Genomic DNA, 15,210 nt, shown 5'->3' with positions numbered 1-15,210 from the left:
TCCAGTGACGTTCGGGCAACTGCTCCGGGCCTACCGGAAACAGCGAGGTCTCTCCCTCACGCAGCTCGCCGCCATGGTGCATTTCAACCGGGGCCACGTCAGCAAGATCGAGACCGACAAACGACCGCCCTCGGTGAGTTTCGCGGAGGCCTGCGACCGGGAACTGAACGTCGGAAACACCTTCACCACCATCGCCTCCGCTCTGGAAGCAGCCGCACGCCACCAGCAAGGATGGGTGCAACCTGCCCAACTCCCCCCGGCCAAGCAGAACTTCGTGGGGCGCCGGGATCACCTGACCCGACTGGACCGGCTGCTGCCCGGAGACGAGCAGTCCCTCGCGGTACCCGTCGCAGTCATCAGCGGACCGCCCGGCGTGGGAAAGACCGCGCTGGCAGTACAAGCGGCACACCGGGCTGTCAACGACGGCCACTTCGCCGACGGACAACTGTTCGTCAACCTTCAGGGCCCCGAGCCCGGAACTGCGGCTGCACCGTTCGATGTTCTGGAGGATCTGCTCCGCGCCGTGGGGGTGCCCGCCGACCGCATCCCCGCCGACCTGGACCAGAGGGCCGCCACCTTCCGTTCCTACCTGCACGGCCGCGAGATCCTGCTGGTACTGGACAACGCTGCCAACGCCCAGCAGATCTACCCCCTGCTGCCCGGCTCACCGGGATGCGGCGTCGTGGTGACCAGTCGCTCGCGACTGCCCGGATTGATGTCCCTGGTGGACGCCGTCAGGCTGCCGCTGGCAGAGCTGTGCCAGCCGGAGGCCGCCATGCTGATCCGCGCGATCATAGGCGACGTGCGCGCCGACGCCGGCCCCGCCGCAGTGACTGTTCTGGCAGAACGCTGCGGACATCTCCCGCTGGCGCTGGTCCTGGCAGGCGAGCACATCGTGAGCCATCAACACGACAGCGCCGACACCCTTGCCACCGAACTCAAGCCCGAGCATGCCCGGCTGAACCTCGCCGAGGGCGACGTCGTGCTCCGCAACGCGTTCGACACCTCCTACCAGGCACTCGACGAGCAGAGCGCCCGTATGTTCCGGCTGCTGGGCATGCTCCCCGGCCATCTGATCGACGCCGCCGCCACTGCGGCGCCCGCGGGTATCAGCCAGGATGAAGCCTCACGACTGCTGCGCGGCCTCGCCAGCGCGCACCTGATCCGGCGCCAGGACGAACGGCACTACCACATGCACGGCCTCCTGCGGGCGTACGCAGCCGACCTGGCAAGGAAGCTGGACGGCGAGCCCGAGCGCGCGAAGGCGATACGCCCCGCGACCGACCCGGTACCTGCGCTGAGTTCACCCCTCCCGTCACTCGTCGCGTAGATCCGTCACGGGTGGGAGAGGCTACGGGTTACGAGCCCGGTTGCAGGACGACGGCAGACACGGTCCTGCCGGGACCGGAAGCCGGTCCCGGCAGGGCTGGACATGCTGAACTGAAGCCGCTACGGCCCAAAATAAGCAAGAAGAGCAAACGGTACACAGGTCATTTCAGTGAACAGGCCGAGCCTCCCCGCGGACCCGGCGGTGTTCACCGGTGACCGGATGCCCGGACGTGGCCGCTGCCAAGCCGTCGCGGGTCACTCGGCAAGTGCCCTCTCGATGAGGACGGCGGCCACCTGTTCAGCGCGGTCGACCGCGTGATCCACCGACCGCATGGAATCGGCGATGCAGGCCCCCTCGTGAAGGATCAGCACCTGCGCGGCCAGCGCAGCGGGGTCCTGGGCACGGGCTTGTGCCGCGAGATCCTCCAGGTAGGCGAAGAGCCACGCCTTCTGGTCGCGGGCGACCTCCCGGCCGGGGTGGTCCTCGGGCAGTTCCACGGAAGCGTTGATGAAGGCACAGCCCCGCGAGTTCCGCTCGCGCATCCAGTCACGCAAAGCGCTGAACGTGGCCAGGATCTTCTGCCCGGGAGGGGCATCGTGACCGTTGACGTGCTTCACCAGGGTGGAACGCCACAGACCGTCACGAGCCCGCAGGTAGGCGACAATGAGGTCCTCCTTCGAGCCGAAGCAGTCGTAGAGAGTCTTCTTGGTGACACCTGCCTCCTCCGCGATCGCCTCCACACCGACGGCGCGGATCCCCTGCTCGTAGAAGAGCCGGGAGGCGGTCTCAAGGACCTTCACGCCGGCCGGCGTCAGATGGCTCATACCTCGCCGCTTACCTCTTCGACCGACGGTCTCGCTGTTAATAGTCACGCCCTGAACGGTACACCCAACGGTATAGTTACGACAGTTGCTGCACCGGTCCGGAAATCCTGCGAGGAGCCGGGGACACGGATGGATTCCACCTCGCCCGGCGACGTGAACCGGTCGGTGCGGCACTGTTCTCGATTATGCGAGACTCCGGCTCATTGAGCCCGGTACCGGGACGACCACGCCTTTCACAACCTCCGTGCAAGCCGGTGGAGTTCAGGTTCCATTGTTCCGCCGGCGAGATTGAATCCCGCCGGTTCCGGCCGGGTGCGACACACCGCCGATGGCGTAATGCGGATCCCGGGCAGTCGGGCTCGATCAGGCTGTACACGGTGATCGCGGCCGTATTCGAGAATCGCAGACGCGGCCCTGCCGAGGCACGTTTCACCACCACCGTTCTGCAGCGAGATGTCCGGGCCGTGTCACGCCCGGACACGATTGATGGGGAGGCCGGATGGCCCGGGCAAGCGACATCGAGGCCGTCGTCTTCGACGTCCTCGGCACGATGGTCGACGAGCCGGGCGGCCTCCGGGCCGCCATTCGCAACGCGGTACCCGCGTCCGACGACACGACCGTCGACCAACTGCTCACCGTGTGGCAGGACCATGTAGGCAACGAGCAGCAGCGCATCGACAAGGGAGACCGGGCCTACGCCAACTCCGAGGTCATCGACCGTGAGGCAGCTCAACAGGTGGCCGCCCGTGCCGGCCTCACCGACCCGGCGGCCATCGAACGGCTGGCCACCGCGGGCCAGCGCATGAAGCCCTGGGGCGACTCCCCCGCCGGACTCGCCCGCCTCGCCGGGCGATTTCCCGTACTCGGGCTCACCCACGCCAGCCGTGCGTCTCTGCTCCGGCTCAACGCATACGCCGGGCTGCGCTGGCACCAAGCCCTCTCCGCCGAGGACGCCCGGGCCTACAAGCCCGCACCTGAGGTCTACCGGCTCGCACTCGACGCGGCGGGATGCCCACCGGAACGCGTACTGATGGTCGCCGCCCACGCCTGGGACCTTCGCGGAGCCCAGGCGGTAGGAATGCGCACCGCCTACGTCAAGCGACCGGTCGGTGACCCTCCACGGGAGACCGACACCTTCAACTGGCGGTCGAACAGCCTCGATGAATTGGCCGACGCTCTGACAGCAGCATAGAAATACCTGTCCGCTATTCCTCGTCGGACAGTTCCGGCCCTTGCTCATAACCGAACCCGCAGACGACTGACACCCTGCGCAGCACCCAGTCATTAACGGCGAGAGACATATGACCGCGGAACTGCCCGGCAGGCCTTTACTGAAGGGAGGCGCTTTGGGACGGTGAAGGCCACAGCGGCCACGCACAGATGGGAAGCGATGGGCATGGACATCGAAGCGCTCCGCCAGGACACCCCGGGCACCGCGAACCGGATTCACCTCAACAACGCGGGGGCGGGTCTGCTGTCGCGGCAGACGCTCAGGGCCATGGTCTCCCACCTGGAGCTGGAGGCGGCGATCGGCGGCTACGAAGCCGCGGACCAGGAAAGGGACCGCATCGACTCCACCTACGGGCACATCGCCAGGCTGGTGGGCGGCCAGGCTGACGAGATCGCGCTGTCCGACAACTCCACCCACGCCTGGAGCACCGCGTTCCACTCCATGACGTTCAAGCCGGGCGACCGCATACTCACTGGCCGCGCCGAGTACGGCAGCAACGTCCTCGCCTACCTTCAGACGGCCCAGCGAACCGGAGCCGAGGTCGTCGTCGTCCCCAACGACGAGTCCGGCCGGCTCGACACCAACGCCCTGACGAACCTGATCGACGACCGCACCAAGCTGGTGGGCATCACACACGTCCCCACCAGCGGCGGCCTGGTCAACCCGGCCGCCGAGATCGGCCGCATCACCCGCGCCGCCGGTGTTCCCTTCCTCCTCGACGCCACCCAGTCCATCGGCCAGTTCCCCGTGGACGTCGCCGAGCTCGGCTGCGACATACTGACCGCCACCGGCCGTAAGTTCCTGCGCGGCCCGCGCGGTACGGGCTTCCTCTGGGTGCGTCCGGAGGCACTCGCGTATCTGGAGCCGCGCGTGATCGAGATCGCCGCTGCCACCTGGGACGGCAAGCGCAGTTTCACCTGGAACGACGGCGCGCGGCGCTTCGAGACATGGGAGGTCAGTTACGCCAATGTCCTGGGGCTGAGCGCCGCCGTCCAGCAGTGCCTGGACCTCGGCATGGACGAGATCGGCCGACGCACTCTCGCCCTCGGCGCCGGTCTGCGCGACCAGTTGGACGCCGTGCCTGGCATCACCACCTACGACCTCGGCCGGGAGCGGTGCGCGATCGTGACCTGCAAGGCGGAGAACATGACGACGGCTGATGTCGCAGCCGCCCTCGCCGGGCACGGGATCAATGTCAGCACCACCGATCCGGTGCAGACCCAGTTCGACGCCGAGGACCGGGACGTCCACCCGCTGGTACGGCTCTCGCCGCACTACTACAACACCGAGGCCGAGATCGACCGTGCCGTCGGAGTTCTCGCCGAACTCGCTGCGGCCCGCTAGCGATTGGCCACTTGTGCCACTTGTGTGAGGCCGTGTGTCCGACCAGTGCGGTCGCCTGCGTACGAAGACCGGCACGCTCGCCGACGCCCGCGCGCACGAACGGTGTGCCGGCCTACGTCGGTGACGGCGACAGCCGCCGGCCCCACCCGTGACGAGGAGGGGCCGGCCGGTACGGGTCAGGGGTTACTGACGCGCCAGGCGTAGTCGGGTGACGTGAAGGAGGCCTGCAGGTTGGTGCAGTCGAAGATGGCACCGGAGGCGGAGACCGTGGAGTCACTGCTGCTCAGGAGTTTCCAACTGCCGCCCTCCTGCTGTTGCATGCCGGTGGCGGTGAAGGACTGGCCCGCGGTGTCGGCGCAGATGTAGGGGCGGCCGGTGGAGGGGTCGGTGGCGGAGTAGACCTCGAAGGCATCCCAGCCGTCGACGTCGGTGCCGGTGGTGTGGTTGTTGGGGTCGTAGCCGGAGGACGTGTAGTACGTGTCCCACTGAGACGTCGTGTAGTTGTAGAGCCGCATCTGCCAGGTGTTCTGGGTGGCGTCGGTCTTGGCGATCCAGACCTGGTAGCCGCCGTTTCGGACGTAGGTGGACTGGAAGGCGGAGTCCATCAGCGTGTACTTGCCGACGGTCTGGCCGTTGCACCAGTCCCAGGCCCAGATCTCAGCCTTGTCGTGGAAGTAGGCAGTGGTGTTCTCGATGCAGGAGTTACCCGCGGGGTAGAGGGTGGGCGCGTAGATGACATCGCCGGCATGAGAGGTACGCAGGGCCGGAGACACCGAGTGGGTGGCGAAGGCCCCGGTGGGGGCGCTGGCGCCGGTGGGATAGACAGCCCAGAACTTGTGGTCGTCGGTCAGTTGTGCCGCGGGCGGGGCGGCGGGCCGGACTGCGGCGTGGTGTGTGGCGCGGCGGTCGGCGAGTTGAGCGGGCGTCAACTGATGCGTGGCGGCACGGCCGGTTGCGCCCGGGACGGCATGGCCGGAGAGGGCGCCGGCGTGGGCAGGACCGGTCGCGGCGTGGGGCGGAGCCGGGGCGGCCTGGGCCGGGGCGACGGCCGGGAGTACAAGGGCCGCGGCGGCGATCGCGGCGGCCGGCACAGCGCGCAGCTTCGACAGACGGGAATGTTCAAAGATGCCCAATTCGAGCTCCCTGAAAGCAGAAACAGGCAGAATGGGGATGGCGCGAACACCTTAGCGATGCGCCGACCGTTACGCCATGCGCATGACAGATTCGTCGTGGGGGGGGCAGTTGGCCAACTCGAGAGGGATCACGCCGTAGTGGCCAGTTCGACGAGGAGCCGGGCCGTGCCGGCGGGATCGACGATCTGATGGAGGTGTGCGCCGGGCAGGTGCGCGACCCGCCAGCCACGTTCGCGCGCCTCGGCGGCAACGTCTTCATACGGAGAGCCGAACAGTACGTAGGAGCAGGGATGGTCATCCCAGCCGTCGGCGACGGGGATGCTCTGCTCGTAGTAGGAGAGCGGCAGGGTGGGCTGCTCCTCGATGACTTTCTGTCGCACCGCCGGATCAGGGAACAGGGGTGCGATGTCTGTCTCGTCCCACCAATCGGTCCAGCGCGGCAGCCTGCCGTTCACAGCCATCGGCCTGAGGAATTCCAGAAACTCGGGTGCGGCGACAGGTGTCGGTCCGACCCGGGCCGGGAGCGCGGCATCGACGAAGATCGAGCCGGCCACCGGATGGCCGATGCCCGAGCGAACCGCCGGGAGGAACAAACCTGCGTTGCTGTGTGCCACCAGGATGACGGGCCTGCCGACCGGGACCTGCCGGAGTTCGTCGCGGACCGCATGGACGATGCGGGGCCAGAAGGGCGGAGCGCCGATGCCGATGCGCAGCAGGGACGGCACCCGTACCTGATATCCCGCAGTTGTCAGATGCTCGGCCACGGGGTGCCAGGTCGAGGGGCCTACGGACGGACTGTGCACGAGAACGAAGATCGGCTCCATGTGACGATCCTGCCGCAGGTACCACCGGAGCCACGACAGTCTCGGCCGACAGCAGAACGCCTTGCTTCGGGGTAACCCTCAATGAGGCTGTCGACCGGTCATGGCAGCGAAACCCGCTCGACCCGGTACCTCCTGGGAGAGATCCTATGAGCATGGAGTTCCTCTGTTATCACCGTGACCGGCTCGACTCTGTGGCGCTGCGCGAGGAGTTGGCGGAAGACCACTGGTCCTACATGGACCGGTACGCGAAAGAGATGATCGCCCGGGGCCCGACCCTCGCCGACGACGGCGACACACCCACCGGAAGCGTGCACATCGTCGACCTGCCCGATCCCGCCGCTGCCCGCGCGTTCGCCTTCGACGAGCCGAACTACCAGGCCGGCGTGTACCGGGATGTACTGCTGCGACGGTGGCGCAACGAACTGGGGCGCACCATGTGGGACTTCCCCGGCGGCCGGACCGGCGGCAACCGGTACCTGGTACTCGGCCTCGGCATGCGGCAGGGCGCCGGCCTCGCGCTTCCGTCCGACCGGGACGAGCTGATCGCCTACGGGCCGCTGCTGTCCGACAACGGCGCCGTCCGGCTGGGCACGGCCGCGTTGGTCCGGGCACCGGACCCGGACACGGCACGCGCCATCCTGACTCCGGACCGCTACGCCGACGTCGAGGTGCACAACTGGCAGTTCGGCGGGCGCCCGTCGTGACCCGGGAACGTCCGGCCGAGACCGCCGCCGAAGCGGTCGGACCGCTCGCGGTCTCTGCGTGCTCGGCGAGCGCACGGTAGATACCGGTCAGTCCCGGGTTGTGCCCCCTGCGCTGTGTTGGCGGGTGCCGTGTATCCGGGTCAGCGCTCCACCGTGCCTGTCAGCCTGCCTCGGGCGAGGACCGGTGTGGTGATGGAGGACAGGAGAACGCGGGGCCTGGCCCGGTCCGGTGCGGTTCCGCCGGGGGGTGTGCCGAGGGAGGCGGCGAGGGCGAAGAGTTGGAAGGTGTAGTGGTGCGGTCCATGGCCCTTGATGGGTGCCGGGCCGTGGTATCCGCGTCCGACAGTGGAGCGCAGCACCGTGATGCCGGCGGCGGGCCGGCGGGCGGCGAGGTCTCCGGGGGCGAGGTCGCGGACCGCCGGGTCGACCAGGGCGAGGCAGTGGATGGCCGGCTTCGCCAGGGGGACGTCGGTGTCCTCGACGACCAGGAGGAGTTGGGCGGTGGCCGGTGGCGGCGGACTCCACGCCAGGTGGGGTGAGAGGTTCTGGCCGCCGATGTTCCTGGCACGGTGGTCCAGCGGGATGGAGCCGCCGTCGTCGAAGTGCTGACTGCTCAGGTTCAGCAGTTCGGGGCCATGCAGGTTCGGCAGATTCCACGCAGCGTGGGTCTCACCTGATCTGCGGTTTTTCAGGAGCCGGCCCAGCAGGGTCATCGCGTCGCCTTCAGCATGTCGAGGATTTCGCCAGTGGTGGCAGTTTCGCCGAGCTTGGGGAATACACGTCCGACGCTGTGGCGGTGCGCCTCGACGTCCGGGTCGGTGATGGCGTCGGTGGCAAGAACGACGTGGTAGCCATGGTCGGAAGCCGAGCGCGCGGTCGATTCGACGCCCGAACTGGTGGAGATGCCGGTGAGAACGACCTGTGTGGCGCCGAGGTCGCGCAGGAGAGTGTCGAGTCCGGTGTCGTGGAACGCGCTGCGCCGCCGCTTGCTGATCAGGTGGTCCGTCGGCTGCGCGTCGAGTTCATCGATCAGATCGGTCCAGCCGGGCGGAATCGTGGCCGTGGTGCCGGACCGGCCGCTATCGGTGCGCCCAGGGGCGCGGCCGGTGACGTTGACCAGGATCACAGGCAGGCCGTGCCGACGGAACGCCGCCGCCAGGTCTGCCGATTGCTGGACGGCGCAGGTGACGGAGTCGTCCTTGTGGGCTGCGACGATTCCTTTCTGCAGGTCGATCACGACGAGAGCGGGCGTGGGGTCGATCGCTGTCAGGGCCATGGTGTCCTCGCTGCGCGGGTGGGTGACGGCGGGCTGCCGGCACCCGTGGCATGGGGTGATCTCGGATGCCGGGCTCTTGGTACGCGGTGTTGCGCCCGGGGGGGTGGAGTCGCTGCCGGTTCGGCCAGGATCAGATCCTTTGAGCCAGTCGTTCAAGCAGCGGCGCCGCCACCGCGAGCTGTTCCAGCTCCACCGGCGTGAAGCCGTCCGCCAGTGCCCGCGCGAGCAGCTCCGTACGGGCACTGCGCTTGTCCGCCAGCGCCTGCCGGCCCGCGTCGGTCAGCGCCAGGACCACGCGCCGGCCGTCCTGCGGGTCGGTGCTCCGCTCGACCAGACCGCGGGCCTGGAGCCCGCCGAGCGTCGCCCCCATCGCCTGCGCGGTGATCTGTACCTGCCGGGCCAGTGCCGACGACGTCGTCGGGCCGGTGCGGTCCAGCAGTGACAGGGCGGTCCGCTCGGGCATCGTGAGCTCGCCCTCGACCCTCGCTTGACGCACTCGCCTCAGCAGCGCGCCGACGCTCATCATCAGGGCCGTGGCGATCGTGCGGGTGTTCAGCTCGTCCCTCATACACTAAGGCTACTTTATCAATCAGCCTTAGCAAAATCGTCACGCACCGGCCCGATGCGGTAGTGAAGCGAACCGTCCGCGCCACCGGCCTCCCTCAAGTAGCCCCCGTTCAGGCGGAACACCTGCGCTGTCACAGGGCGCGGATCATGCACAACCGCGGCCACCGGTCGAGGCCGTGCGCCGTCTCCCGCGCTCGGATGTGCCGCAGGTCGGGGCCGAGCTCATTCTCGTCAAGGGGCTGGAAGCCACAGCGTGCGTAGTACGGCGCGTTCCACGGAACGTCAGCGAACGTGGTGAGCGTCAGGGCGGGGATTCCGTCAGCCGCCGCCCGGTCCGCCAGGTGGTCCAGCAGTGAACGTCCGATGCCGCGCCGGGCACGGTCCGGGTGCACCGACACCTGCTCGATGTGGAGGTTGCCGTCGACGCGGTCGGCGATGAGATACGCCACCGGGACGTTGGTCCCGTCGACCGCGACCCAGGCCAGTCCGGCCCGCTGGTAGCGGGCCAGTTCATCCAGGGGCAGCGGTTCGTCATCAGCGATTTCCGGCATCCCGATGTCGCGGAAACACCGCCCCGCGGCCCTCTCCATGTCCTGGAGGATCGGCAGGTCGTCGGCGTGGGCTGGTCGTACAGTCATCGGCCCATTGTCCCTGGCAGTCCTGGTCCGGAGCAATGCGATGCGATGCGATGCCGAGACTGCGGACCGTCGCGAGGAGCGGCGGGAAACGCGGGGAGTACGCAACCCCCTCGGCGTCCGTAATTCGCACCGCACGCCTGGCGTGCTTCCCATAAAGTGCTGGCCCATGCCGGAAATCCGCCATGAGCCCATCGCACCCACCCGGACCCAGAGCCTGGCCGCCGGGGCTGAGGTCGACGCGCACCGGCACGACGACCATCAGATCGTGTACGCGGGCCAGGGTGTGCTGAGCGTGACCGCCAGTACGGGGACCTGGGTCGCGCCCGCCACACGTGCCATCTGGATTCCCGCCGGAACGGTCCACGCCCACCAGGCCCACGGGGATCTGGACATGCACCTGGTCGGCCTGGAGACGGGGGACGATCCGATCGGCCTGGAGAAGCCGGCCGTGCTCGCCGTCGGGCCCCTTCTGCGTGAGCTCATCCTCGCCTACACCGCCACCCCCCTCGACGGCAGTCCCCAACGTGCCCGGCTGCGCGCCGTGTTGCTTGATCAGCTGCGCGTCTCACCCCACCAGCCGCTTCACGTGCCGACCCCCACATCCCCACAACTCAGGGCACTGTGCGGCCTGTTTAAAGCTGATCCCGGCGACAACCGCACGCTCGCCCAGCTCGGCCGGCACATCGGCGCCAGCAGCCGCACGCTGTCCCGGCTGTTCCGGACCGATCTCAACATGACCTTCCCGCAGTGGCGCACCCAACTACGCCTGCACCACGCCCTCGTCCTCCTCGCCGACAACACCCCGGTCACCACAACGGCCCATCAGTGCGGCTGGTCGTCCGCCAGTGCGTTCATCGACGTCTTCCACCGGACCTTCGGACACACCCCCGGTGCCCACCACGGCCCGGGGAGGCGGGACAGGTCGTAGGGCGGGTCGGGGATGCGTGCCCGCAGGGCTGGGACCACCCCGCCGGCCGCACGCTCAACGACCCGCCTCCACCGGCCCATCGGAACGCCACCGCGGACGATGTCAGCCGTAGATCTGGCGGCCCAGCCACTGGCCGCCGTCGATCACCATCGTCGTACCGGTGATGTAGCGCGAACGTTCCTCCAACAGGAAGAGTGCGGCCTCGGCGACCTCCTCCGGTGTGGTGAAGCGCCCGGCCGGAACGCTGTCCAGTACCCGCGCACGCGCCTCCGGCGTGGGCCACAGCGCGGCGCCCGCGCCCTCGGTCTCCGTCGGGCCGGGAGCGATGCAGTTGACCCGCACACCGCGCGCACCCCACTCGGCGGCGAGGGTGCGGGTCATCGCCAGCACCCCGCCCTTGGCCGCCGCGCTGTGGACGGTGCCGGGGTGGCCGTGCCAGGCGTAGCCGGCGATCACGTTGACGATCGCCCCGTCCCCCGCGCCGAGCATGTGCTGCGCGGCAGCCCGGGTGGCGAAGAAGGTGCCGTTGAGGACGATGTCGACCACGGCGCGCCAGCCGTTCGGGGACAGGTCCTCGGCAGGGACGACGAAGTTCCCCGCAGCGTTGTTGACCAGCGCGTCCAGGCGCCCGTGCCGGGCGGCGACCGCGTCGATCGCGGCCGTCAGCGCGTCGGCGTCGCGGACATCGGCCGAGGCTGTTTCCACTGTGCCGCCGGACTCCCGCGCGAGGCGCGCGGTCTCCTCCAGCGCCTCGGGGCGTCGGCCGATCACCGCGACGGTTCCGCCTGCTGCGGCATAGCGCAGCGCGATGGCACGGCCGATTCCGGAACCGCCGCCGGTGACGACGGCGACCCGGCCCGCGAGTTCAGCGGGGTGATTCTTCGTGACGGGAGTGTTCGCGGGGGAAGTGCTCACGGGGCAGTGCTCCTTGGGTGGGGGCTTCACCGGTGGAGAGGACGCCGGCAGGGGCGGCAGCGGTGAGGGTGATCAGTGCGTCGACGGCCAGGAGGCCGTCCGGGGCGACGCGGACGGGATTGAGCTCGATCTCCAGCAGGTCGGGCCGCGCGGCGGCCAGCCGGGAGAGCCGGACGACCGTGTCGGCGAGCGCCCCGGTGTCGGCCGGGGGGCGTCCACGCCAGCCGTCCAGCAGTGGTGCGCAGCGCAGCCGCGCGATCAGGGTCAGCGCGTCCTGGTGGGTACAGGGCGCGAGGGCCAGCACGCTGTCGCGCCAGAGTTCCGTTTCGGTACCGCCCGCGCCGACCACAACCACCGGTCCGAAGGACGGATCGCGGCGGGTGGCGACCACCATTTCGACGACGTGCGGGCGGCGGTCCAGCTCTTCGACGACGTACCGTCCTGGGCCGAGGCGCAGGGACATCTCCATGTAGGCCGCCTCCAGCGCGGTGGCGTCGGCCAGGCCGACCGCCACACCGCCGTGCTCGCTCTTGTGCTCCAGCCAGTCCGCCTTGAGGACGTACGGGGCGGCCAACCGGCCCGCCGCACATCTGAGTTCGTCCAGGTCGGCGACAGGGAGGGCGCACGGGAACGCGATACCGGCACCGGCGAGCAGATCACGGGCGCAGAGGTAGCCGGAGGCGGTCGGCGGGGCAGCGGAGGTACGTACACGCGTGTCCGCGGCCGTACGTACACCCGTGTCCGCGGCCCGGGGTGTGCGTAGTTCCGCGGCGGGAGGGGTACCCGCTTCCGCCGCATGGGGTGTCCGTACGTCCCCCGCGCCGTCCGCCTCCTCCGGTCCCACCCGCTCCCCCGCGCCCCGTTCGGCGAGCCGGGCCGCCGTGCCCAGTGCGCTGACGGCAGTCTCGATGTCCTCGTAGGTGGGCACCCCCGCCGCACGCAGGGCCTCGGTGGTCGTGGTGGACCTGGCCATCGAGTGCACCAGCACCGGCAGTCCGTGCCGGACGGCCGAACGGGCCAGCTCCAGGGCGACTTCGGTCTCCCGGTCCTGCTGGGCCGGGATGTCACGGCCGTAACTGCCGAAGTATCCGCTCATCAGGACGGCGTCGGCGCCGCCCGAAGCGGCCACCAGGTCCACGACCCGGCCGTACGTACGCAGGTCCTGTTCGCCGCCGCCGGCCAGGTCGACCGGGTTGGCGGTGGCGGCCTGCGGTGGCAGGCCGGTCGCGATCGCGTTCCGGGTCGGCTGCGGCAGTGGCTCCACCAGCAGTCCGGCGCGCGAGGCGAGGTCGACGGCGAGTGCGCCCTGTCCGCCGCTGTCGGTCACGACGACGACGCGCCGCCCGGTGGGGCGCGGGGCCCGGACGAGGAGTTGCGCTGCGGCGATCAGGCGCGCGGGGGTCTCGGCCCGTGCCGCGCCTGCTGTCTCGCACGCGGCGTCCACGATGTCCGTGGCGGTGGTCATCGCCCCGGTGTGCGACCGGGCGGCCTGCCGGCCGGCGTCGCTGGCGCCGACGGTCAGCAGCAGTACGGGTTTTCCGGCCCGGCGCAGCGCGGTGAGGGCGGCGATCAGCGCGCGTCCGTCGCCGAAGCTCTCCAGGTAGAGGGCGACGACCCGGGTGGCGTCGTGGTCGGCGAGGTCGGTGAGGACTTCATGGGCCGTGACGTCCGCCTGGCTGCCCACGGAGACGAACCGGGAGATCCCGAGACCTGCGTCGGCGGCCAGGCCCGCGAGCTCCAGTCCGAGCTGGCCGCTCTGCGAGACGATCGCCAGCGATCCTGGCCTGAACTGCCCCCAGACCAGGTCGAGTTCGGCGGATGCGTCGTAGATCCCGAGGCAGTTGGGGCCGATCAGCCGGGCGCCGGCCCCGCGGACACGGGCAGCGAGCCCGCGCTCGTCCTCGACTCCGGCGGTGATGGCCAGCAGGCCGCGTGCGCCCAGTGCCAGTGCCTCGTCCACGGCCACGCCGAGTGCGGGGCCCGGCACGGCGAAGGCGACGAGTTGGGGGACGTCGGGCAGTTCTCGCAGCGAGCGCGCCGTTTCCTGTCCGAGTACGGGGCCTCCCCTGGCGTTCACCAGGTGCACGGCGCGCCGCGCGGTTCCGGTCAGGGCGCCCCTGGCGAGCCAGTAGCCCCACTTCGTCGGCGTACCGCTGGCACCGACCACGGCGATGGACGCCGGGTCGCGGAAGGCGTCGAGGCCGGTCACCGGCCCGCTCGCTGTCCCGGTCCGTCCGCCTTCGCCAGCGAGCGGGAGACGACCAGCCGCTGGATGTCGGATGTGCCTTCCTCGATCTCTTCGAGCTTGGCGTCGCGCATCCACTTCTCGACGAGGTACTCCTGCGAGTAGCCCCAGCCGCCGAGGGTCTGCACGGCGGACCAGGTGTTGGCCATCGCGTTCTCCGAACCGACCAGTTTCGCCATGGCGGCCTCGGCGGTGACCCGCTCGCCCCGGTCGAACAGGCGGGCCGCCCTGACCGCGAAGAGGTGCGCCGCATCGGTACGTACGGCCATGTCGGCGAGCCGGAAGGCCACCGCCTGGTGCTCGATGATCGGTACGCCGAACTGCACCCGGTCGCGGGCGTAGCCGGTGGCGTAGTCGAGGGCGGCCCGGCACAGCCCCGCGCAGGAGGCTGCGATGAGGATGCGGGAGGCGTCGAAGGTCCGCATCAGGCCGAAGAAGCCCTGGCCCTCGTCGCCCAGCCGGTCCGCGACCGGGACCCGTACGTCCTCCAGGAACACCTCGGCATTGACGATCGCACGCTGGCCCATCTTGCGCATCGGCCTGCCGACGGTCAGGCCGGGGGTGTCCCGTTCGACCACGAACGCGGTCACGCCCTTGGCGCCCAGCGAGGGATCGACGGTGGCGAAGACGACGAAGCGCTGGGCGTACGGGGCGTTGGAGATCCACGCCTTCTGCCCGTTGAGCACATAGTGCTCGTCCGCCCCGGTGCCCGTGCGCACCGCGCGGGCGCGGATACCGGCGGCGTCGGAGCCGTGGCCCGGTTCGGTGACGGCCAGCGCCGTCAGCGGCGGGGCTTCGCCGCAGAGCGGGCTCAGCCACCGGCGCTTCTGCTCGTCGGTGCCCAGCTCCAGGATCGGGTCGGCGAAGAACCCGCTGGAGGTCAGCAGGTTGCCGATGGCGATGTCGCCGTGGCACAGCTCCGCCTGCACCAGGACCTGGGTGAGCATGTCGGTGATGCCGCCACCACCGTACTGAGCGGGAATCATGAAGGAGGCCAGGCCGATCTCGGCCGCCTTGGCCCACAGGTCGAGCGGCGACTCGGTCTGGGCGTCGTCGACCTCACGGGCCCGCGGCCGTATCTCCTTCGCCGCGAATTCGCGGCTGAGCTGGAGGATCTGCCGCTGCTCGGTGCTGAGTTCGAGGACGTCGCGGATCTCGAAAGGCATGAATGCTCCCTGCGGTACGGATTTACGGGTACGGGTACGTGGTGGGTCGGCCAGGCCGCTGCGGGGCGGTCGGCGGAGGGCCGGA

15 protein-coding genes are annotated in these 15,210 nt (G+C 69.7%); 5 read left to right on the top strand and 10 right to left on the bottom strand.

The window, feature by feature from the left end; translation table 11 throughout:
* Nucleotides 1–4: 4 nt before the first annotated feature.
* Nucleotides 5–1,330: a helix-turn-helix domain-containing protein gene (locus OG210_RS31865; RefSeq protein WP_371539985.1), complete on the top strand. Its 1,326-nt coding sequence runs from the start codon at nucleotides 5–7 to the stop codon at nucleotides 1,328–1,330.
* Nucleotides 1,331–1,584: 254 nt separating this feature from the next.
* On the opposite strand, the gene OG210_RS31860 is transcribed toward OG210_RS31865, so the two are convergent.
* A complete protein-coding gene (locus tag OG210_RS31860) occupies nucleotides 1,585–2,154 on the bottom strand; it encodes a helix-turn-helix domain-containing protein (RefSeq protein ID WP_328323227.1) in 570 nt (189 codons plus the stop codon).
* A gap of 499 nt (nucleotides 2,155–2,653) precedes the next feature.
* Here OG210_RS31860 and OG210_RS31855 point away from each other — a divergent pair, with 499 nt between their 5' ends.
* Together OG210_RS31855 and OG210_RS31850 are read left to right on the top strand one after the other, a co-directional pair.
* Nucleotides 2,654–3,346, top strand: a complete 693-nt coding sequence (locus OG210_RS31855) for a haloacid dehalogenase type II (RefSeq protein WP_328323229.1) — start codon at nucleotides 2,654–2,656, stop codon at nucleotides 3,344–3,346.
* A gap of 204 nt (nucleotides 3,347–3,550) precedes the next feature.
* The gene (locus OG210_RS31850; protein ID WP_328323231.1) at nucleotides 3,551–4,729 is read left to right on the top strand and encodes an aminotransferase class V-fold PLP-dependent enzyme; all 1,179 of its coding nucleotides are present in this window, start codon (nucleotides 3,551–3,553) and stop codon (nucleotides 4,727–4,729) included.
* A gap of 176 nt (nucleotides 4,730–4,905) precedes the next feature.
* Here the strand turns inward: OG210_RS31850 and OG210_RS31845 are convergent, their stop codons facing one another.
* Together OG210_RS31845 and OG210_RS31840 are read right to left on the bottom strand one after the other, a co-directional pair.
* Nucleotides 4,906–5,862 (bottom strand): hypothetical protein, encoded by a 957-nt coding sequence (locus OG210_RS31845; protein WP_328323233.1) that lies wholly within the window; start codon nucleotides 5,860–5,862, stop codon nucleotides 4,906–4,908.
* A 128-nt stretch (nucleotides 5,863–5,990) separates the two neighbouring features.
* On the bottom strand, nucleotides 5,991–6,626 hold the full coding sequence (locus OG210_RS31840) for an alpha/beta hydrolase (protein WP_371539981.1): 636 nt from the start codon (nucleotides 6,624–6,626) through the stop codon (nucleotides 5,991–5,993).
* A 212-nt stretch (nucleotides 6,627–6,838) separates the two neighbouring features.
* Here OG210_RS31840 and OG210_RS31835 point away from each other — a divergent pair, with 212 nt between their 5' ends.
* The gene (locus OG210_RS31835; protein WP_328335270.1) at nucleotides 6,839–7,390 is read left to right on the top strand and encodes a YciI family protein; all 552 of its coding nucleotides are present in this window, start codon (nucleotides 6,839–6,841) and stop codon (nucleotides 7,388–7,390) included.
* Between the two features lie 140 nt (nucleotides 7,391–7,530).
* On the opposite strand, the gene OG210_RS31830 is transcribed toward OG210_RS31835, so the two are convergent.
* The 4 genes from OG210_RS31830 to OG210_RS31815 all read right to left on the bottom strand — a co-directional run bounded on the left by OG210_RS31830 (nucleotide 7,531) and on the right by OG210_RS31815 (nucleotide 9,871).
* Nucleotides 7,531–8,103 carry a YbhB/YbcL family Raf kinase inhibitor-like protein gene (locus tag OG210_RS31830; RefSeq protein ID WP_328323237.1) on the bottom strand — a complete coding sequence of 191 codons (573 nt, stop codon included), beginning with the start codon at nucleotides 8,101–8,103 and terminating at the stop codon, nucleotides 7,531–7,533.
* The gene (locus OG210_RS31825; RefSeq protein WP_328323239.1) at nucleotides 8,100–8,666 is read right to left on the bottom strand and encodes an isochorismatase family protein; all 567 of its coding nucleotides are present in this window, start codon (nucleotides 8,664–8,666) and stop codon (nucleotides 8,100–8,102) included. Before OG210_RS31825 ends, OG210_RS31830 begins: the two co-directional genes overlap by 4 nt.
* A 130-nt stretch (nucleotides 8,667–8,796) precedes the next feature.
* Nucleotides 8,797–9,234, bottom strand: a complete 438-nt coding sequence (locus OG210_RS31820; RefSeq protein ID WP_328323241.1) for a MarR family transcriptional regulator — start codon at nucleotides 9,232–9,234, stop codon at nucleotides 8,797–8,799.
* A gap of 130 nt (nucleotides 9,235–9,364) precedes the next feature.
* On the bottom strand, nucleotides 9,365–9,871 hold the full coding sequence (locus OG210_RS31815; RefSeq protein WP_328323243.1) for a GNAT family N-acetyltransferase: 507 nt from the start codon (nucleotides 9,869–9,871) through the stop codon (nucleotides 9,365–9,367).
* Nucleotides 9,872–10,037: 166 nt separating this feature from the next.
* Here OG210_RS31815 and OG210_RS31810 point away from each other — a divergent pair, with 166 nt between their 5' ends.
* Nucleotides 10,038–10,799 (top strand): helix-turn-helix transcriptional regulator, encoded by a 762-nt coding sequence (locus OG210_RS31810; RefSeq protein WP_371539977.1) that lies wholly within the window; start codon nucleotides 10,038–10,040, stop codon nucleotides 10,797–10,799.
* A gap of 102 nt (nucleotides 10,800–10,901) precedes the next feature.
* Here the strand turns inward: OG210_RS31810 and OG210_RS31805 are convergent, their stop codons facing one another.
* From OG210_RS31805 to OG210_RS31795, 3 genes are read right to left on the bottom strand one after another with little or no spacing between them, the layout of a single operon-like run.
* Complete coding sequence (locus OG210_RS31805; protein WP_328323247.1) at nucleotides 10,902–11,714, bottom strand: SDR family oxidoreductase; 813 nt, start codon at nucleotides 11,712–11,714, stop codon at nucleotides 10,902–10,904.
* Complete coding sequence (locus tag OG210_RS31800; protein ID WP_371539974.1) at nucleotides 11,665–13,923, bottom strand: acetate--CoA ligase family protein; 2,259 nt, start codon at nucleotides 13,921–13,923, stop codon at nucleotides 11,665–11,667. Before OG210_RS31800 ends, OG210_RS31805 begins: the two co-directional genes overlap by 50 nt.
* On the bottom strand, nucleotides 13,920–15,125 hold the full coding sequence (locus tag OG210_RS31795) for an acyl-CoA dehydrogenase family protein (RefSeq protein ID WP_328323251.1): 1,206 nt from the start codon (nucleotides 15,123–15,125) through the stop codon (nucleotides 13,920–13,922). The genes OG210_RS31800 and OG210_RS31795 overlap by 4 nt, the downstream gene beginning before the upstream one ends.
* Between the last annotated feature and the right edge of the window lie 85 nt (nucleotides 15,126–15,210).

The sequence above is a fragment of the Streptomyces sp. NBC_00466 genome (genome assembly GCF_041433995.1).
Classification (GTDB): domain Bacteria; phylum Actinomycetota; class Actinomycetes; order Streptomycetales; family Streptomycetaceae; genus Streptomyces.
The sequence above is the reverse complement of the archived record's forward strand: the minus strand, read 5'-3'. Positions and strand labels throughout refer to the sequence as shown.

Excerpts from the sequence above, each read along its gene's own strand:
- OG210_RS31835 (WP_328335270.1), top strand. The coding sequence starts at position 6,839 with ATGGAGTTCCTCTGTTATCACCGTGACCGGCTCGACTCTGTGGCGCTG.
- OG210_RS31830 (WP_328323237.1), bottom strand. The coding sequence starts at position 8,103 with ATGACCCTGCTGGGCCGGCTCCTGAAAAACCGCAGATCAGGTGAGACC.
- OG210_RS31825 (WP_328323239.1), bottom strand. The coding sequence starts at position 8,666 with ATGGCCCTGACAGCGATCGACCCCACGCCCGCTCTCGTCGTGATCGAC.
- OG210_RS31795 (WP_328323251.1), bottom strand. The coding sequence starts at position 15,125 with ATGCCTTTCGAGATCCGCGACGTCCTCGAACTCAGCACCGAGCAGCGG.
- OG210_RS31855 (WP_328323229.1), top strand. The coding sequence starts at position 2,654 with ATGGCCCGGGCAAGCGACATCGAGGCCGTCGTCTTCGACGTCCTCGGC.
- OG210_RS31850 (WP_328323231.1), top strand. The coding sequence starts at position 3,551 with ATGGACATCGAAGCGCTCCGCCAGGACACCCCGGGCACCGCGAACCGG.
- OG210_RS31815 (WP_328323243.1), bottom strand. The coding sequence starts at position 9,871 with ATGACTGTACGACCAGCCCACGCCGACGACCTGCCGATCCTCCAGGAC.
- OG210_RS31820 (WP_328323241.1), bottom strand. The coding sequence starts at position 9,234 with ATGAGGGACGAGCTGAACACCCGCACGATCGCCACGGCCCTGATGATG.
- OG210_RS31860 (WP_328323227.1), bottom strand. The coding sequence starts at position 2,154 with ATGAGCCATCTGACGCCGGCCGGCGTGAAGGTCCTTGAGACCGCCTCC.
- OG210_RS31810 (WP_371539977.1), top strand. The coding sequence starts at position 10,038 with ATGCCGGAAATCCGCCATGAGCCCATCGCACCCACCCGGACCCAGAGC.